Annotated in this window: 15 protein-coding genes; 2 read left to right on the top strand and 13 right to left on the bottom strand. The window is 29.8% G+C overall.

Features of this window, described 5'->3' with window-relative positions; all coding sequences use genetic code 11:
- Nucleotides 1-2: 2 nt before the first annotated feature.
- The 3 genes from K324_RS0111630 to K324_RS0111640 form a co-directional block, all read right to left on the bottom strand.
- Nucleotides 3-464, bottom strand: a complete 462-nt coding sequence (locus K324_RS0111630; protein WP_026749278.1) for a hypothetical protein — start codon at nucleotides 462-464, stop codon at nucleotides 3-5.
- A gap of 161 nt (nucleotides 465-625) precedes the next feature.
- Nucleotides 626-2,170 carry a hypothetical protein gene (locus K324_RS0111635; RefSeq protein WP_026749279.1) on the bottom strand — a complete coding sequence of 515 codons (1,545 nt, stop codon included), beginning with the start codon at nucleotides 2,168-2,170 and terminating at the stop codon, nucleotides 626-628.
- A 176-nt stretch (nucleotides 2,171-2,346) separates the two neighbouring features.
- Nucleotides 2,347-3,723, bottom strand: coding sequence for a tetratricopeptide repeat protein (locus K324_RS0111640; protein ID WP_026749280.1), 1,377 nt, complete (start codon nucleotides 3,721-3,723; stop codon nucleotides 2,347-2,349).
- Between the two features lie 178 nt (nucleotides 3,724-3,901).
- On the opposite strand from K324_RS0111640, the gene thrC reads away from it, so the two are divergent.
- Nucleotides 3,902-5,395 carry a threonine synthase gene (gene thrC / locus K324_RS0111645; RefSeq protein WP_026749281.1) on the top strand — a complete coding sequence of 498 codons (1,494 nt, stop codon included), beginning with the start codon at nucleotides 3,902-3,904 and terminating at the stop codon, nucleotides 5,393-5,395.
- A 108-nt stretch (nucleotides 5,396-5,503) separates the two neighbouring features.
- Here the strand turns inward: thrC and K324_RS0111650 are convergent, their stop codons facing one another.
- The 9 genes from K324_RS0111650 to K324_RS0111690 form a co-directional block, all read right to left on the bottom strand.
- Complete coding sequence (locus K324_RS0111650; protein WP_026749282.1) at nucleotides 5,504-7,192, bottom strand: AAA family ATPase; 1,689 nt, start codon at nucleotides 7,190-7,192, stop codon at nucleotides 5,504-5,506.
- A gap of 163 nt (nucleotides 7,193-7,355) precedes the next feature.
- Nucleotides 7,356-7,952 carry a recombination mediator RecR gene (gene recR, locus K324_RS0111655; RefSeq protein WP_026749283.1) on the bottom strand — a complete coding sequence of 199 codons (597 nt, stop codon included), beginning with the start codon at nucleotides 7,950-7,952 and terminating at the stop codon, nucleotides 7,356-7,358.
- A 201-nt stretch (nucleotides 7,953-8,153) separates the two neighbouring features.
- Nucleotides 8,154-9,581, bottom strand: coding sequence for a pyruvate kinase PykF (gene pykF / locus K324_RS0111660; RefSeq protein WP_155282872.1), 1,428 nt, complete (start codon nucleotides 9,579-9,581; stop codon nucleotides 8,154-8,156).
- Nucleotides 9,582-9,713: 132 nt separating this feature from the next.
- On the bottom strand, nucleotides 9,714-10,676 hold the full coding sequence (gene pfkA, locus K324_RS0111665) for a 6-phosphofructokinase (protein ID WP_026749285.1): 963 nt from the start codon (nucleotides 10,674-10,676) through the stop codon (nucleotides 9,714-9,716).
- A gap of 224 nt (nucleotides 10,677-10,900) precedes the next feature.
- The gene (locus K324_RS0111670; RefSeq protein ID WP_026749286.1) at nucleotides 10,901-12,130 is read right to left on the bottom strand and encodes a DUF4272 domain-containing protein; all 1,230 of its coding nucleotides are present in this window, start codon (nucleotides 12,128-12,130) and stop codon (nucleotides 10,901-10,903) included.
- A 27-nt stretch (nucleotides 12,131-12,157) separates the two neighbouring features.
- Nucleotides 12,158-12,586 (bottom strand): hypothetical protein, encoded by a 429-nt coding sequence (locus tag K324_RS0111675; protein WP_026749287.1) that lies wholly within the window; start codon nucleotides 12,584-12,586, stop codon nucleotides 12,158-12,160.
- A gap of 105 nt (nucleotides 12,587-12,691) precedes the next feature.
- Nucleotides 12,692-13,186 carry an NUDIX hydrolase gene (locus K324_RS0111680; protein ID WP_026749288.1) on the bottom strand — a complete coding sequence of 165 codons (495 nt, stop codon included), beginning with the start codon at nucleotides 13,184-13,186 and terminating at the stop codon, nucleotides 12,692-12,694.
- A 56-nt stretch (nucleotides 13,187-13,242) separates the two neighbouring features.
- A complete protein-coding gene (locus tag K324_RS0111685) occupies nucleotides 13,243-13,704 on the bottom strand; it encodes a hypothetical protein (protein WP_026749289.1) in 462 nt (153 codons plus the stop codon).
- Between the two features lie 29 nt (nucleotides 13,705-13,733).
- Entirely contained in the window at nucleotides 13,734-14,510 is a 777-nt protein-coding gene (locus tag K324_RS0111690; RefSeq protein ID WP_026749290.1) for a histidinol-phosphatase, read from the bottom strand.
- Between the two features lie 155 nt (nucleotides 14,511-14,665).
- Between K324_RS0111690 and K324_RS0111695 the strand changes: the two genes are divergently transcribed.
- Nucleotides 14,666-16,285 (top strand): ABC-F family ATP-binding cassette domain-containing protein, encoded by a 1,620-nt coding sequence (locus K324_RS0111695; protein WP_026749291.1) that lies wholly within the window; start codon nucleotides 14,666-14,668, stop codon nucleotides 16,283-16,285.
- Nucleotides 16,286-17,261: 976 nt separating this feature from the next.
- Here the strand turns inward: K324_RS0111695 and K324_RS0111700 are convergent.
- Entirely contained in the window at nucleotides 17,262-17,729 is a 468-nt protein-coding gene (locus tag K324_RS0111700) for an SH3 domain-containing protein (RefSeq protein ID WP_026749292.1), read from the bottom strand.
- Between the last annotated feature and the right edge of the window lie 130 nt (nucleotides 17,730-17,859).

Consider the following 17,859-nt stretch of genomic DNA (forward strand, 5'->3'; position numbering starts at 1 on the left):
TATTATTTTTCCAAATAACGTTCAACATCTGTTATTACGGTATCAGTAATTCTACCCAACTTTTTTTCTGAAATTTCTCCATTAACTGTCAACATTGCTGTGACAAAACAACCTTTTACTTTTTCCCTTTTAGCTATGATATTATACATATATTTCTTTGACGAACTTTCATAAAATTTTTGAATGTAGGCTCTGCTATTTTCCATTTCATCTAGTAATCTCAAATTGCTTGGTGCCACTCTTTTAAATATATTCTTTACAGCCTTGGCACTTCCTTTATCTGAAAAGTAAAGTGTTATCGCCACTTTCAGTTCATCTGTTTCCTTTGTAAAAGCAAATGTGGTATTTATATCCTGATATATTGTATAACCATCTTTACGTATCCTGTTCACATCCACATACTTTGGTGCTGAAAATGCAGCTATTGCCGTCATCATAAATAATCCTAATGCTATTTTTTTCATAACAGTTCCTCCTAAAATTTATTTTATTTTTATATTTTAATTAACCTAATCTTTTTACAGTAAATATTATACCATATTTTTATAAGAAGTCAATATATAATTTAAAAATATTTTTAAATAAATTTGTTTACCGTCATATTTTAATTTTTATAAATAAAAAATTATAATCTCGATATTTTATATACAATATCATCAATTTCTGAACTAATCTTGGAAATAAAAGAATTGTAAGCCTTATTATACATTTTTTTCTCTCCCAGTATCTCTTCTTTTTGAGCCTTATATTTACTCGGAACATTTCCAGTATACTGTAAAGTTTTAACTTTATTTTCCAACTCTATTTTATTATTATTACTGTAATTTATTAATCCATTCACAGTAATTTTGTATCTTATTTTTATTTTTTCGATTGAAATATTTTTTACTTCTTCAAAAATATATTCCCTTGTAATAGTATTCCCGTCAGCATCCTTAGTTTCTATATTTTCACGCTTGTTAGTTATATCTGGAGGAAAAGTTGAAATGTTATAATCATAATCAGTTTGATAAGAAATTACAACATCAGCTTTCCCTGAAACTCTTTTACCAATGCCTTGCATTCTATTGTCTATCTTCTGATTAATACTTGATATATTTCCATTGATGGAATATCGAATATATCCCATTTCATAATATTTGTCAGCCAATTTTCTGCTATCCTTAAAGCCCGAAATATATTTATCTGCATTTCTAAATTCGCTGGCCGCATTTCTGTAATTTAATTTTGATGTCCCATTTTTTAAATACGCCATTCCTCTGTCGTAACTTTTATTCGCTGCTATTAAATCTGCCTTATGTGTTGCTTCCTTTTCCAATTCAACACTGTCTTTATAGCCAGAAACATATTTTCTGCTATTTGCAAAATAAGAAGCTGCATTCCTGTAATCCGTTTCATCAGCTGCATTTTTTAATTTTTCAACACCCCTTTTATAATTTTCCTCAGCCTCAATTTTGTTGGCAGTATCTTGACTTTGTTTAAATTTGTTTCGTGAATTTTTATAATTATCCTCATATCTCGAAAATGAACTATCCGCTGCATGATAAGCCTTTTCAGCATTTCTAAACCATTTCAGCTCTTCAAATTTTTTTCCGAGAATTATGAATTTATCGGCAACCAGTTGTGATAATTTTTTATGCAATTCTAAATATTCATATTTATTTTTTCCCGAAGAATTAATTTCCTTCACCAATGTATCCAAAGGTTCATCCTGACAGTATGTAAGAATATCATACGCAGCAGTAAAGTTTTTCCGTCCAAAATCACTTTCAAATTGCCTAGACACCAACTCTTCATACTTCTTATAAATTACCTCCGTATTATAAGCCTTTCTGAAATCTGTAAATTGCTCAGAAAATTCATATCTACCTAGTAATATATTAATTTTCAGTAAATTATGTGCCGCTTCAAGTTTTTCTTCGATAGAATTTCCATTCAAATAAATATCATCATAATAATTAACAATATTAGAAAATTTCTCTGAAATTTCATTTCTAACTTTTGGACGTATTTTTCCTAATTTTTCAGGATTTTTCTCAAAATATCCCAGCACAATTTCCATACTCTCAATATATTTCTTATCATTATAAGCCTGTTCAGCCCTTTTTAACTCATAATCACAAGAAACCACACAAAATACCAATAGCAACATCAAAAATATTTTTTTCATAACTTTCTCCAACCTTTCTGTATTTATATATATTTCTTAAATTTCAAACAAAAATATCCTATTCTACTTAACATTATATATAATATTTATTAAAGAAAAATGAGAAATCTTACTAATTTTAAAATTTTTTAAAAATAAAAAACAAGGAGAATACAAAACCTCCCTGCTAATTTTATTTATAAATTTTTTATAACTCTTACAAGTTCTTCTAACTCCATATGTGTTTTTTGCTCCATTGTATTGTAAGCCTTGTTCTTCATTTCGTTTCTTCCTAATGGGACTTCTCTTACTGATTTATAGTTTTCAGGAACATCTCCTGTATAGATTGTTTCGCTGTATTCATTTTTTAATGAGAAATTTCCACTAAAATTTCTATTTGTCATTCCACTTAAATTTATTCTATATCTCACATCCATCGTTTCAGTTGAAATTTTCTTAATTTCTTCAAATATATACTGTTTTGAAACATATGTGCCACTTGCATCTCGTGCTTGTCTTGTTTCAGTATGCCTCTGTGTTCTTGGAGATTCAGTGTAAACTCTATAATTAGTATCAATATTGCAGGAAATAACCACATCAGCAGAACTGCTTGACATTTTTCTTCTTCCTATTTTTGATAAGCTGCTGCTTATTGAATTTTCAACTGAATTGGGGCAATCTGAAATATAATAATCTATATTCCCCATTTCTTCATATTTTCTTGCCAATTCTTTACTATTTTTATAATTAGGAATAAATCGTTCTGCTTTTTCAAAATACTCTGTAGCCTTTCTATAACTTGCTTTAGTACCTTCCCTTGCCTTTGAAAGCCCTAAATTATAGTTTTTTTCCGCATCAATCAAATCAGCTTTTCGTTTAATTTCAAAATGTTTGTCCTTTGCCTGTCTATAATTTTCATCATAACGTGAATAAGTTTTGCTCGCTTCTAAATACAATTTTTCTGCTTCCCTGTATTTATCTGAATATTCATATTTTTGTGCAAGTTCTATTAATTTATCAGCTTTTGATTTTGTCATTTTTTTATTTACTTCCCTATAAATTGCCATTTTCCCGCTCGAAATATTACTGGCCATTAATTCTTCTGTAAATTCTATATGTTTATTATAATCTTTCTTTATCATTTTATAAATATTTTCATAGCTCATTCTGTCTACATTGCTTCTTATTCTTTGTGAAATCATATTTTCATAATTTTCATAAATTGAACTTAAATTATGTTTTTGAGTAAAATCCGTAAATTGTTGCGAAATTGAGTATTTGTCCATTAACATATAAATTTGTCCCAAACTGGAATACCCCTCTATTTTTTCATCGAAATTTCCGTTATAAGCCTTTCCTTCATAAATATTTACAATATTGGAAAATTTCCCCATAAGATCATTTTTTACTTCCGGCTTTATTTTTTCCAATTTATTAGGATATTTTTCAAAATATTTTAAAACGATTCTCATACTTTCCAAATATTCCTTTTTATCATACGCCTCCTGAGCCTTTTTTAACTCACAGGAAACAACACAAAATACCAATAGCAACATTAAAAATATTTTTTTCATAGTTTTTACCAACCTTTCTATAAATAATTATTTTTAACAAAGCCTACTTTTCTCTCGACTATATTATACAAAATAATTGTTAAAGAAAAATGAGAAAAATGCTCTATTCCAATTGATTGGGCTATTTTTTTATGTTATAATATTTTATAAATAAAATAATCAAAGAAGAGGTGTAGTTATGAATTATAAAAGTACAAGAGGCGGCGAGTTACAAAGCTCGACTTTTGCCACATTACATGGACTTGCAAATGGTGGGGGGCTTTATATTCCTGAAAAATTGCCAGAAGTGAAATTGACTTACGATAAACTGAAAAACTTGTCTTATCAGGAGCTTTCAGAAAAAATTATAAAATTGTTCTTTACAGAATTTTCAGATGAGGAAATAAAAAAAGCTGTGAATAATGCCTATAACAGTTCCACTTTCAATGACGAAAATATTGTTCCTGTGTATAAATTAAATGAAAAAGTAAGTTTTGGAGAGCTGTTCCATGGAAGAACATTGGCATTTAAAGATTTAGCTCTTTCATTATTTCCATATTTACTGCTTTTGAGTAAGGAAAAACAAAAAGAAAACAAAAAAATATTGATTCTGGCTGCAACTTCTGGAGATACTGGAAAGGCTGCTCTTGAAGGGTTTAAAGATGTTGACGGAATTAACATTGTCGTATTTTATCCTAAAAACGGAGTTAGCCCAATGCAAGAGGAACAAATGCGAAAACAACTTGGAAACAATGTAGAAATAGTCGCAATAAATGGAAACTTTGACGACGCTCAAAGTGCCATAAAAGTAATTTTCTCAAGCGAAGAATTTAAAAAATACACAAATGACTACAATGTAATGTTTTCAAGTGCAAACTCAATTAACATTGGAAGATTATTTCCACAAATTATTTATTATGTATCAACTTACATAAATTTGGTAAAAGCTGGAACAATCAAGCCTGATGAAGAATTTAATGTGGTAGTTCCTACTGGAAACTTTGGAAATATTCTAGCTGGATTTATTGCTAAAAAACTTGGAATACCAATCAGAAAATTTATCTCAGCTTCAAATAAAAATAAAGTTCTGGCTGATTTCTTCCAAACTGGAACATACAACAAAAATAGAGACTTTTACGCAACAAACTCACCATCAATGGATATTTTACTTTCATCAAACTTTGAGAGATACCTATATTACGCACTAAATGAAAACTCTGAAAGAGTAAACGAGTTAATCACAAACTTGCTTTCAGGCGGAGAATTATCAGTAAATGAGGAAGAATTGAAAAATATTCAAAATGAATTTTATGGAGAATTTGCAAATGACGATGAAACTGTAAACGCAATTAAGAATGTGTATGAAAATTATCATTATTTAATGGATCCACACACAGCAGTCGCCTATTCAGTTTATGAAAAATTAGATAACAATAATCTAGATAAAAATATTCACACCGTAATAATGTCAACAGCACACCCATTCAAGTTCCCAACTCCAATTGCAAAAGCATTGGGAATTGATGAAACAAAAGAGCCTTACGCAATTTTGGATGAAGTATCAGAAATCACTGGTGTAAAATTCCCGGGAAAATTGACAGAAGTGAGAAATTCAGAAATAAGATTTTCAAATGTGATTGATAAAACTGATATTCAGGACTTTGTGAAAAAATATATAAAAAATTTGAAGTAGAAATTATTGAAATTTTAGGAATTAAACTAACTGTAATAAAAAATACTCAGGCAATGGTTATTTTATCCGACTGCTTGAGTATTTATTTTTTATATTTTATATTTTTCTTTATCTTTCAAATTTAACTTCCATTTCTTTTCCTAAAAATGCTACTCCAATTTTTAAAATATTTTCAACTCCTGCATTTTTAAGTGCTGAAATATATTCTTTCTCAGTAATTTGCTTCAACGCAATTGCACATTCCTCTTGCAATTTTTCCTGAACTTCATTTTGATTTATACCATCTTTTGCATTTATAACTTTAAATTCAAGTATAATTCCCTCTTTCCTCTTCTCAAGATTCTTAGGCTTTAACATTAAATCATAACGTCCTTTTCCTGAAAAATTATTAGACGTTATCTCATATTCATTTTTAAGACTCAAAACCATTCCAAGCATAAGCCCATGATAAAACTGCTCTTTATAATTTCCACTTACATCAAATACTCCAACATTTTCCAATAGTATTTTTCTCAATTCCTTTTTAAATATTTCAATTTCTCCATTTTTTAAAGCGTATGTCATATTAAAAAATGTATTATGATTTTCAAAATACACATCAATGAACATTGTTGAAAACATTTTTAATATTTCTTCATTGGGAATTTTCAAATATACTTCCTCATTCTTTACTTCCTCAGCCAATGTTAAATAACCGCTATGAAAAAATAGATTCCATATATTCTCCTCATAATTTAATTCTAAATTTGAAAAAGTCATATTGTCATTTATCCTTTTGGAAATAGCCCCCTTATTCAGAAGTTTAGAAAAATCATCAAAAATTTCATTTCTTAATCTTATTAAATAGACTTTTATTAAATCATTTCCGCTTGTGTTTACCCAGTATGGTTTTAATTTTTTGTGATCCAGAAAACTATTAATTGACCAAGGATTGTAAACTTTTAAATTTCCAAACAAATATCCATTATACCATTTTTGGACATCTTTTAATTCATATTCTAAATTAAAATCTTTTACAGCATTATCAACTTCATCTTCCATAATCCCAAAATATTCTGTAAACCTGTTATCAAGTATTGTATAAACTTGTAAATTATTTAATCCAGAAAATATATTTTCCTTCGCAATACGCAAAATCCCTGTCATAATTCCCATTTCCAAATAGTTGTTATCCTTTAGAACGGAACCATAAAAAGACTTGAAAAATTCAATTGCTTCCTCATAATAACCATGTACATAGGAATTAATTATTGGTTGATCATATTCATCAATTAATAAAACCACTTTCTTTCCATATTCCTGATAAAGAAACTTCGTTAATTCCAGCAATGAATTTTCAATATTTGTATTCGTTGTATCAGGCTCTTCCATCCATATTTTTTCAAAAAAACGCTTATTTTTTGGATTCAGCTTTTCACATAATTCATAAAACTCATCATATAAACTGGCAATCAAACTTCGGATGTACTCCATCCCACCTTCCCAGTTACTTTTATTATAATTCTTAAAACTGATAAAAATTACAGGACTTTCCCCCTGTAAATCAAAATATTTACTTTTGGAAATCTTTAAATTTTTAAATAATTTCCTATTTTCATCTTTATTTTTAACATCAAAAAAATATTTTATCATTGACATATTCAATGTTTTCCCAAATCGCCGAGGCCTTGTAAAAAGTTTTACCTCCCCAGCCTCTTCCATAATCTTGCTAATTAATTCCGTCTTATCAAAATAATAGTAATCCCCTTCAATCACTTTTTTAAAATCAGATATTCCGATTGGCAGCTTCTTTCTCATTCCAATTTCCTCCCTTTTTATTTTTTAACCCCTATATTTAAATTATACTGAAATGATAGATAAAATGCAAGTAATTTAAATTTTTATTCTCTAAAATATTTTAAATGCCTATTTTTTTTAATTTTTAAACTATATTTTCAATTTATCCCTATTTGAGCCCAACTTAATCTACATCATCCACATTAACTCTACCCTCAAGCGATCTCCCCAGCGTCGCCATATCCGTATATTCGATATTTCCACCCATTGGAATACCACTTGCAATTTTAGAAATTTTGATATTTTTTTCCTTCAGGAATTTTGTCAGATATAGGCTTGTGGTTTCCCCTTCCAAATCAGGATTTAAAGCTAATATAACTTCCTTAATATCTCCATTTAACCGATTCATTAGTTTTCTTAAATTCAAATCTTCAATTGTAACTCCATTTAACGGATCAATCTTGCCACCTAAAACGTGATAAAGCCCATTATATGTTTCAGATTTTTCAAAGGCAATCACATCTCTTACACCTTCAACAACACAGATTACCTCCTTATCCCTTTTCTCATTGGCACAAATCTCACAAATGTCATTTTCAGATAAATTTCCACAAATCTCACAATGTTTAATATTTGTATGTGAATCTTTTATTATTTCCAACATTCTATCAATTTCTGCCTCACTTTTGTCTAAAACATCAAATGCAATTCTTGCTGCACTTTTTCTCCCAATTCCCGGCAATTTTGCGAACACATCTATCAAATCATCAAGTTTTTTCATATCTTTTATTTCACCCCTTTCTTTAAATATACTCAAATCTCTTTAAATTTAAACTGACAATTCAGATATTAACTTTCAAATTTAATTTTAAAATATTACTCTGCACTATTTTAAAAAGGGAAAGGTATAAAACCATTTCCCTCATAAAAATATTTATAATTGCTTGTTGTGTGTGCAAGTGTCAAATAATTAATTTTGTAATTATTCTCCAACTCTTTCTACTCTAAATGTATTAGTTGTTCCTTCTTTAGAGATTCCAGTTACCATTACTACTAAGTCACCTTTATTAGCTTCTTCGTGGTTAGCTGCAATTTCTCTTGCTCTTGCGAAGAAATCATCTGTTTTATCCAGTCCTTTTTCTACGTAAGCTCTAACTCCTCTTACTAACGCCAATTGTCTAGCAGTTTGTTCATTGTCTGTCAAAGCGATAATTGGTACAACTGGCCCATATTTTCTAATCATTCTTGGTGATCTACCAGTTTTTGTCCAACATACGATTAATTTAGCATCCAATGCTTTAGTTGTGCTTACTGCACCACTTGAAATTGCTTCTGTAACAGAAATTTCTGATCCGTCTGGAGTTTCAACTGTTTTGAATTTTTTAAATTCATCTGTTCTTTTTGAAATAGTAGCCATCATTTTAACGGCTTCTACTGGATATTTACCTTTTGCAGATTCTCCTGATAACATAACTGCATCTGTACCATCCAAGATAGCATTAGCAACGTCTCCAGCTTCTGCTCTTGTAGGACGAGGGTTTCTAATCATTGAATCTAACATTTGAGTTGCTGTAATAACTGGTTTTCCAGCTTTATTACATTTTCTAATCATCATTTTTTGCATGAATGGAACTTCTTCTGCAGGTACTTCTACCCCTAAATCTCCTCTGGCAACCATGATTGCATCACTTAATTCCAAGATTTCGTCAAAGTTGTCAACACCTTCTTGGCTTTCAATTTTTGAAATGATTTGGATGTTTTTTCCACCATTATCATCTAATACTTTTCTTACTTCAGCAACGTCAGATGCTTTTCTTATGAATGAAGCTGCTACAAAGTCAACACCTTGTTCACAACCAAATTTCAAGTCAGCAATATCTTTTTCAGCTAATGCCGGCAATCCAACTGAAACATCTGGCAAGTTTACACCTTTAGTTTCTCCTAATTCTCCAGTATTTGTAACAACACAGTGAACTTCTCCAGCTGCTTTATCAACACTTTCAACTTTTAATCCAACTAAACCATCATCTAATAAAACTGTAGTTCCTTCATATAAGTCATCAACAATTCCTGGATAAGAAACTGAAAATTTTTCAGCATTTCCAACGAAAGAATAATCAGTAGTAATAGTTACTTTTTTACCAGTTTCCAATACTACATCTTTTCCACCTTCTAATTTTCCAGTTCTGATTTCAGGCCCTTTAGTATCCAATAAGATTCCTATTTCCTTACCTGTATTTTTCATTACTTCCCTAATATTTTTAATTCTTGCTCCATGTTCTGCAAAATCACCATGAGAAAAGTTCAATCTCATTACGTTCATTCCGCTTTCCACTAATTTTGTCAACATTTCAATACTTTCAGTTTTTGGACCAATGGTACAAACAACTTTAGTCATTTTAATTTTCATTTTTCCTCCTAAAATTTAATTTAAAATTTTCATTGTCTTAAATTATCAATGAATTCTTACTTTAATGTAAGAGAGTTCATTTATTTTTTAAAAATTGTCAAACTTATAAAATTTATTATTTAACAATTATAATTATAATGATAACATATTTGCTATTGCATAATCAGATGCAGATGCTTTTGAATAATTTTCCCAAGCGTAAGATAATTTATGAGTTGTTACTTCTTCACTTTGAATTCCAACCATCAATCCACCTTTTCCTTCTTCAATTAATTCAACTGCTTTTACACCAAGTCTTGTTGCCAAGATTCTATCAAATGCTGTAGGTGCTCCACCTCTTTGAATATGCCCTAAGATAGTAACTCTTATACTTGTATCAACTTTTTTTGACAACTCATCTTTAATTTGTACAACATTTCCTACACCTTCAGCAACAACAATTATATCGTATAATTTACCTTCGGCACGTCTTTTTCTAATTACTTCGGCTATATCATCAATTGAGCTTTCAGTTTCAGGAATCATAACTCCACTTGCACCTCCAGCTATCGCAGAATAAAGAGCCAAATCTCCACAGTTTCTTCCCATTACTTCTACTAAGTATGTTCTTTCATGAGAAGTAGCAGTATCTTTTAATTTTGAAATGGCATCCAGTATAATATTTAATGCAGTATCATAACCAACTGTGTAATCAGTTCCAGCTACATCGTTATCAATAGTTCCTGGTATTCCAATTGTCTTAATTCCGTGTTCTTCATACAAATAATGTGCCCCATGGAATGAACCATCACCACCGATTACAACTAATCCGTCAATTCCATACTTTTTCAAATTAGCCGCTGCTTTTGCCCTAACTTCAGGATCTTTAAATTCCGGCAATCTTGCTGATAATAAAATTGTCCCTCCCTTATCAGCAATTCCACTTACATCCAGCAATGTCAATGGAAAGATTTGATCTTCAAGCATACCTTTGTATCCTCTTTTTATACCATAAACTTCCATTCCTTTGTTTATAGCAGCTTTAGTGACAGCTCTTATCGCTGTATTCATACCTTGTGAATCTCCTCCACTTGTTAAAATTGCGATTTTTTTCATCGTGTTTTTTCTCCTTCTATACATTATAATTACAAATTTATTAACTATAAAAATTCTTTATAAATCTTACATTTTTATATTAGCATTTTTAATTTCCATTGTCAAATAATTTTTAAAATTAATTTTATCTAAGCCTATTTTTAAATATCCTTATAATTTTTCAACTCATCAAAATATTATTATTTGCATATTATTAAAAATTAAACAAATATGACAGTCATTTCCTATGTATGGAGCACAATATCATCCATACTCATTCCATCTTGAACCACCCATTCCAGTGCCAGTCTACTAAAATATAAAATGCTCTCATTTACAATTCTTTCATATCCATCCAGTTTTATTTCAACATTTGCCCAATTTAACCTGTATGTATAGTCAAGCATATCCATAATTTTATTTTTGGAACGGATTTCACATTTTCTCGCAAATGATTTTAAATTTTCATTTTTTATTCCACTTATCAAAGCTGAAATGTCGCAAAATGTGTTAAAATCCTGAAATTCAATATCTATAACTGACAAAACCCAAAGTAACATTTTTGCTGCTTCAAGTCTAAAATAAAACTCTGCATTCATCTCCTTATCATCACTCGGATTTTCAATAAAGTCTTTTTCCCGCTCTGATAAAACTTGCTTAAACTGGTACCTCTTTTCAAAAATATCTACTATTGTAGCCAGTTCTTTTTGTCCATTTTCTTTTTTTTCAAGGTGTGTTTCTGCAGCAAGCCGTGTTATTACTACTGCTACAATTCTTCTTATAATATCCCATTTCTTGTGTATTTTCACATCTTTTTCGGATATATTCACTTCCATTTTTTCATCATACGGAAGTCCATTTCCCTTCAATATTTCAATATTTCTTTTTATTCTCCCAGTATCATCATCTGTCATTTCAATCTCATATTCAGAAAACATTTTTTGGGAAAGGGGCGGAATAAAATCTGAAATTTGCCATTTTTTCTCGTCCTGAACCATCCTTCTCCCATTATAATGATAATGATTCAAATTTTTTTGTATAATGAATCTATGGAATTCTCCTAAAAAATCTGCAAGCTGCTCCACCAACTTTGCTTCATCCTTCTCTTCTTCCTTATTTACTGCCTCCAAAATTATAAATAGATTGTTATATTCCAGGAACTCCTTTTCATCTATATTCTTAAAAGTTTCCGAATTTAATTTTTCCAGAAATATTTCCAGTGCTATTTGCTGCTTAAGAAGAAAATCCCGATTTGAATTTATCAATACAGTTATTTTTCTCCCATCCTTTAATTCAAGAAAAAATTTTTTCGTATTTTCAGTTAATTTTTCTCCATTTTCTGTCGTAACCGTTTCAATTTTATCAGCATTAGTTTCCAAAAAGTTTTTTAAAAGTTCCTCTATCGACTTCTCCTTTGAAAAGCATATTCCTGATTTTGTTTTTTTCTTTCGTTTAAAAAAATTCCACAGATTCATTTTTTTCCCTTTCTTTAAGTTTATTTTTTATCGCTTGAAATTATCCAGTTCCCTTTCAATAATCGAGACAACTGTCGTTTCCGCAGGTATCATACTCAAAATTTTCTGATACAGCTCTTTTCTTTTTTCCCTGCAAACTTGTAAAAACAATAGACATTCCCTTTTTTTCCTTAATTTTAAACTATATCCATCATTTAAATAGATATTGAAATTTATTATCCTAAAAGTTCCTTCACGAATAAGTATTCTCGTTAAAAGACACATTTTTACCTCGTCAATATTAAAATAAACTTCCTCCTTCCTTATTCTTTTTATAAAAGTAAATATAAATTCCCCATCCAGTTCTTCCAAATTTTCCACATTAAATCTAATTTTTCTCATAATTATCGCAAAAGTTATGTAAACTATATAAAAAATTAATATTATAACAGGTAATGGCAAATAAAATTTATTCATATTCTCCTCCCTTCATAAATTTTTGTTTACCTAAAATTATCTTTATTAAAGTGTTCTTCGTAACATCAAGTGTGTTTTTTCTTGTAATTAAATCTCAGCTATCTTTTATTTCGAAAAATATGTTACTGCCAATATTGTTTTCATATCACTTGACACTTTTGTAATATCCTTCACATCAACCCATACCACTTCCACTTCTTCCCCGTGATCAAGCGACTGTTCTATTGGTTCAATGCCATCAGATTTTAGTCTTGCACTAAAAAAGTATAATTTCTCAGTAGTATAACCTGGCGATACATATAACCCTTGCGGCAACTCCTCAATATCTGTAACGTCCTTTTCCAGATACCCAGTTTCTTCCCTTAATTCCCTGAAGGCAGCTACCCTAGGCTCCTCATTCCCATCAATCAGCCCAGCACAAGCCTCAATTTCATAATCCTTCGGCCCTGGCCTAAACTGCTTCACCAAAATAACCTTTTCCTTAGTTTCATTAAACAGTACAAAACAAACCGCATGAGATTTGTCCAAATACTCCAAGGTTATTCCTGTCGTAGGATGTATCATTTTTGCTCCTTTTAAAAATTTAAAACTATTGTCCATTTATTTATTGTATAGTAATAAAAAATACTTACCATACACTCCTTTCTTTAAAATTTTTAACATTCAGTAAAATTATTTTCTCTAGCTATTTTTTTAGCCAATTTTAAATTACTATTTGTATGAAAAATTAAATTTTGATATGTATGAAACTCCAAAACATAGTAACTATTATTATATTTCTTATACCATTCTTTCTTATAAGACACTTCGGCACTACAAATATTTTCTTTTCTAGTGACAGCATGAAATTTTATTTCTAATTCTTGATTACCATAAACGAGCCTCCCTTTATCATCTATTGTTGTATTTTCTGGAATTATCAATTCTATTTCATTCCACACTATTTTTTGTGTATTTTTTTCTAAAAGTTCTCTTCCTATTTTATCTTGTTTTCTTTCAGATTTAGTTACTTCTCCATATCCTTTAGCATTACGATGTGCCTCACGAATTGATTCGGCAATCATGTCACAAGAGTTTAATCCTAATAAAATACAAATAAATAAAATTATTTTTTTCAATTTAATTCCTCCTGTTAAACCTTTTAATTCTAAAAAATACTCTCAATCACAGTCAACCCAATTTCCTTCGCAAATTCCCTTGCAATTTCCATTTCCTTATCTTCCATCCTATTAAAATCGTGCGTATCTGAGCCAATTATGGCCCTTACATTGTACTGCTTCACAATTTCCCAAAATTCCTTGTATGGATACATATATCTGTCCCAGTCAGGATGTCGTTCAAATGTTTTTCTTATTCCATTTGCATTCACTTCCAGTGGTACATTCATTTTTTCAGCCGCTTTTGAAATCATATGTGCAGCTTTTTCACAACTTTCATCCCAAGTCCGATAATTTATTACATACAAATCCGGGTGTGCAATGTAATCAAATTTACTGCTTTCTATCGCTTCAACCATATATTTTGCATAAGCCAGCACATCTTCTCCTGTCTGTATCTTCCAAGCGTTATAATTTGTACTATCTTCGTCTTTTCTAAAGGCATGCAGTCCCAAAACAAGATAATCCAGTTTCTCCCTGTATTTATCATATTTTTTAATAAATTCTGGAAAATATTCAATTTCTAATGATTTATAAATCTTGATTTTATCTCCATATTTTTCCTGTGCTTCCTCTATTTCCTTCAAATATCCGTCAAAATCTTCTTCTTTCATTCTATTGTTTTCGTAATATTCAGGCATTGGAGCGTGATCTGAAATTCCCAGCTCTGTGTAGCCTTCCTTAATTGCCACTTTTACATAATCTTCCACATTTCCAACAGCGTGTTCACATCGGTAATTGTGAGTATGAAAATTTGTCTTATTCATAGTTTTCCCCGTTCTGCATTTTTTAAATTTTTTCCTTTGGTATATTTTACCAATTATTTTGAAAAAAATAAAGGTTTTAAATAAATTTATTTTGTTTTTAGTGAAAATTTTTGATATAATGTAAGTAAATTTTAAATATTTAAGGAGGAAATTTTTTGATTTCAACAAGTAATTTATCTGTCCAGTTTGGTGGACGAAAACTTTTTGATGAAGTGAATATTAAGTTTACAGAGGGGAACTGTTACGGTATTATTGGGCCGAATGGAGCTGGAAAATCAACATTTTTAAAAGTATTGACTGGAGAGCTTGATTCTACTTCTGGAGAAGTTATTGTAGAAAAAAATAAAAGATTGTCATTTTTAAAACAGGATCACTTTGCTTATGAAGATGAAGAAGTGTTAAATGTAGTAATGATGGGACATGCAAAATTATACGATATTATGCTGCAAAAAAATGCTTTGTATGCAAAAACTGAATTTACAGAAGAAGATGGAAATTTAGCAGCTGAACTCGAAGGAGAATTTGCAGAGTTAGATGGCTGGGAAGCTGAAACAAATGCTGAAAAATTCCTTATCGGATTAGGAATTCCCGCCGAATTACATCACAAACTGATGAAGGAATTAACAGAGCCTGAAAAAGTAAAAGTGTTGCTTGCACAGGCTATTTTTGGAAATCCTGATATTTTATTATTAGACGAGCCTACAAATGGACTTGACTTACATGCTGTAAAATGGCTTGAAGACTTTCTGATGGATTTAGAAAACACAACTGTGCTTGTCGTTTCACATGATAGACACTTTTTAAACAAAGTTTGTACTCACATTGCTGACATTGATTACGGAAAAATTAAAATGTTCGTTGGAAACTACGATTTCTGGTACGAATCAAATCAATTAATGCAGGAATTAATTAGAAACCAGAATAAGAAAATGGAGCAAAAGAAAAAGGAATTACAAGACTTTATCGCCCGTTTCTCTGCCAACGCCTCAAAATCAAAACAAGCTACGAGCCGTAAGAAACAGCTGGAAAAATTGCAATTTGAAGATATGCAGGTTTCTAATAGAAAATATCCATACATTGAGTTCAAGCCTGAAAGGGAAGCCGGAAACAATATGTTAAAAGTTGAGAACTTGACAAAAACTGTTGACGGGGAAAAAATTCTTGACAATATTTCATTTACAGTCAATACTGGAGACAAAGTTGTTATTTTATCCAAAAATGACATTGCCAAGACTACTCTTTTCCAAATTTTGGCTGGAGAGCTGGAGCCAGACTCAGGAACTGTCGAATGGGGAGTTACAACTTCACAAAGTTATTTCCCAAAAGATAACTCAGAATTTTTTGAAGATGTTGACTTGTCACTGATTGACTGGCTAAGACAATTTTCAACTGATCAGCACGAAGAATACGTACGTGGATTCCTAGGAAGAATGTTATTTTCAGGAGAAGAGGCAAGAAAAAAAGCTAAAGTCCTTTCTGGAGGGGAAAAAGTCCGTTGTATGCTTTCAAAAATGATGTTATCCAACGCAAACGTCCTATTATTAGACAACCCAACAGATCACTTGGATCTTGAAGCAATTACATCACTTAATAAATCACTAGAAAGATTTGACGGAACAATTTTATTTACAACACACGATCACGAATTTATCCAGACAATCGCAAATAAAATAATTGAAATTACACCAAAAGGCATTTTGGAAAAAGAAATGGAATATGATGATTATTTAAACGATGAAACTGTTGAAGCAAGACTGAATGAAATGTATAGTTAATACTATTTTCCGTTTAAAGAGCAGAAATAAAAGATTATGAAATTAAAGTTATTTTTTTAAAAGATTATGCTATTAAAATACCCTTTAATTAAATTTATCATTAAGTATCCATCTTAAAAACTTTTATAATTTTATTTATAAATATTATGATTAATAATGGTTTTTTCTATTTTTTTATTCAATTTTTTTTAACGTAAGGGCATCAGACGCCATGCCCTTACAACCCCGCTTAACGCAAAACTTTCTTATAAAGAAAAAATAAAACTCGCTCCGTAAAAACTACGCTCAGACAGTTATTTTTCCTTTAACGAAATTTTGCTTATTTAATATTTTCCAAATGTAAAAGCCTAAAACTTAAATATAATAATCTTTATAATTTAATATATAATGTCGTGATTTTTTTGGAATGAAAATGACTAAACACATTTATGTGTTTCTTTCGCCAGAACCTTTATAACAAATATGTTTTATAGAGTTGTTCTAATCTTTATTTGCGAAAGTGAGTGTCAGCGAGTTTCGTTTTCGTAGTAATCAAGGTGTATCCAAATAATAAATGTTTAGACTACTTTCCCAAATAAAATTTGGGAATATTTCAAAAAAATGCTTAGACGAGCCAGGGATAGTGCGTAGCACTTTCGCTATTCTCTTTAGTATGTCATTATTTAAATATACTAAAATAACTGTTATTGCGAAATAAAGGGAAATGGCGACTGATTTCCCTTGCTTTATAAAAAGAAAAAACATAAAAACTATAGGAAAAATATTTATTATAAGCAGTTTCTTTAAATGAAAGTCCCTTATCTGGATACTTAAGAATTAAATTTGATTTTTTTTAACGAAGTTATCAAATTAATTTTTAGCAAATTTTACTTCTATTTTTTAAATAAATTTTTGGATATAAAAATAGCAGGATTATATTTATTAATATTTCCTGCCATTTTTTTATAATTTATTCAAAGAAAGATATTTAACTCTTTTATTTTTTAGCCACTTGATTACCATAAATATAACCATATTCGTTCCCATTGTATCTTATGTAATACCAGTCATCATCTGTCTTGCTTATTGCATAAACTGTTTGTCCTTTTTTTAATCGAGTTTTTATTGTAGATTTTGTTGTAGGTTTTTCTCTTATGTTACTGTATCCTTCGCTTGAAGTTATAACAAGTTTTCCAACAATTTCTTTTAATTGGCTGTTGTGAATATAACCAGTAAATGATTTTTTAATATCACTGTCATAATACGTTACTTTGTACCATTCTCCAGATTTTTCATTGCTTTCCATTATATGCCCGTTTTTAACAGTTTCAATGACTTTGGAATCTGTAGTAGCAGATTGTCTTATGTTAATCGCATTATCTTTTGACGAAGTTATAAACGTAGTTCCCATTGAAATTGCACTAAAAATTACAGATAAAATTGAAATTAGAAATACTTTTTTCATAAAAAATCACTCCTCGGAATTCAAAATTTTTATTTATACATAACACTTGTTATTCTTAATAATATTATAACCTGTTTTTCAAATTTTGCAAGTGAAAATTGTAAAAAATTTAATATTTTTAAAATAAATT

Origin of the sequence: Leptotrichia trevisanii DSM 22070 (genome assembly GCF_000482505.1) — a bacterium.
GTDB classification, from domain to species: Bacteria; Fusobacteriota; Fusobacteriia; order Fusobacteriales; family Leptotrichiaceae; genus Leptotrichia; species Leptotrichia trevisanii.

Bases quoted from the DNA above. Each gene is read 5' to 3' on its own strand.
- K324_RS0111700 (WP_026749292.1), bottom strand. From the start codon at position 17,729: ATGAAAAAAGTATTTCTAATTTCAATTTTATCTGTAATTTTTAGTGCA.
- K324_RS0111630 (WP_026749278.1), bottom strand. From the start codon at position 464: ATGAAAAAAATAGCATTAGGATTATTTATGATGACGGCAATAGCTGCA.
- K324_RS0111670 (WP_026749286.1), bottom strand. From the start codon at position 12,130: ATGAATCTGTGGAATTTTTTTAAACGAAAGAAAAAAACAAAATCAGGA.
- K324_RS0111650 (WP_026749282.1), bottom strand. From the start codon at position 7,192: ATGAGAAAGAAGCTGCCAATCGGAATATCTGATTTTAAAAAAGTGATT.
- K324_RS0111640 (WP_026749280.1), bottom strand. From the start codon at position 3,723: ATGAAAAAAATATTTTTAATGTTGCTATTGGTATTTTGTGTTGTTTCC.
- K324_RS0111690 (WP_026749290.1), bottom strand. From the start codon at position 14,510: ATGAATAAGACAAATTTTCATACTCACAATTACCGATGTGAACACGCT.
- recR (WP_026749283.1), bottom strand. From the start codon at position 7,952: ATGAAAAAACTTGATGATTTGATAGATGTGTTCGCAAAATTGCCGGGA.
- K324_RS0111635 (WP_026749279.1), bottom strand. From the start codon at position 2,170: ATGAAAAAAATATTTTTGATGTTGCTATTGGTATTTTGTGTGGTTTCT.
- pykF (WP_155282872.1), bottom strand. From the start codon at position 9,581: ATGAAAATTAAAATGACTAAAGTTGTTTGTACCATTGGTCCAAAAACT.
- K324_RS0111675 (WP_026749287.1), bottom strand. From the start codon at position 12,586: ATGAATAAATTTTATTTGCCATTACCTGTTATAATATTAATTTTTTAT.
- pfkA (WP_026749285.1), bottom strand. From the start codon at position 10,676: ATGAAAAAAATCGCAATTTTAACAAGTGGAGGAGATTCACAAGGTATG.
- thrC (WP_026749281.1), top strand. From the start codon at position 3,902: ATGAATTATAAAAGTACAAGAGGCGGCGAGTTACAAAGCTCGACTTTT.
- K324_RS0111680 (WP_026749288.1), bottom strand. From the start codon at position 13,186: ATGGACAATAGTTTTAAATTTTTAAAAGGAGCAAAAATGATACATCCT.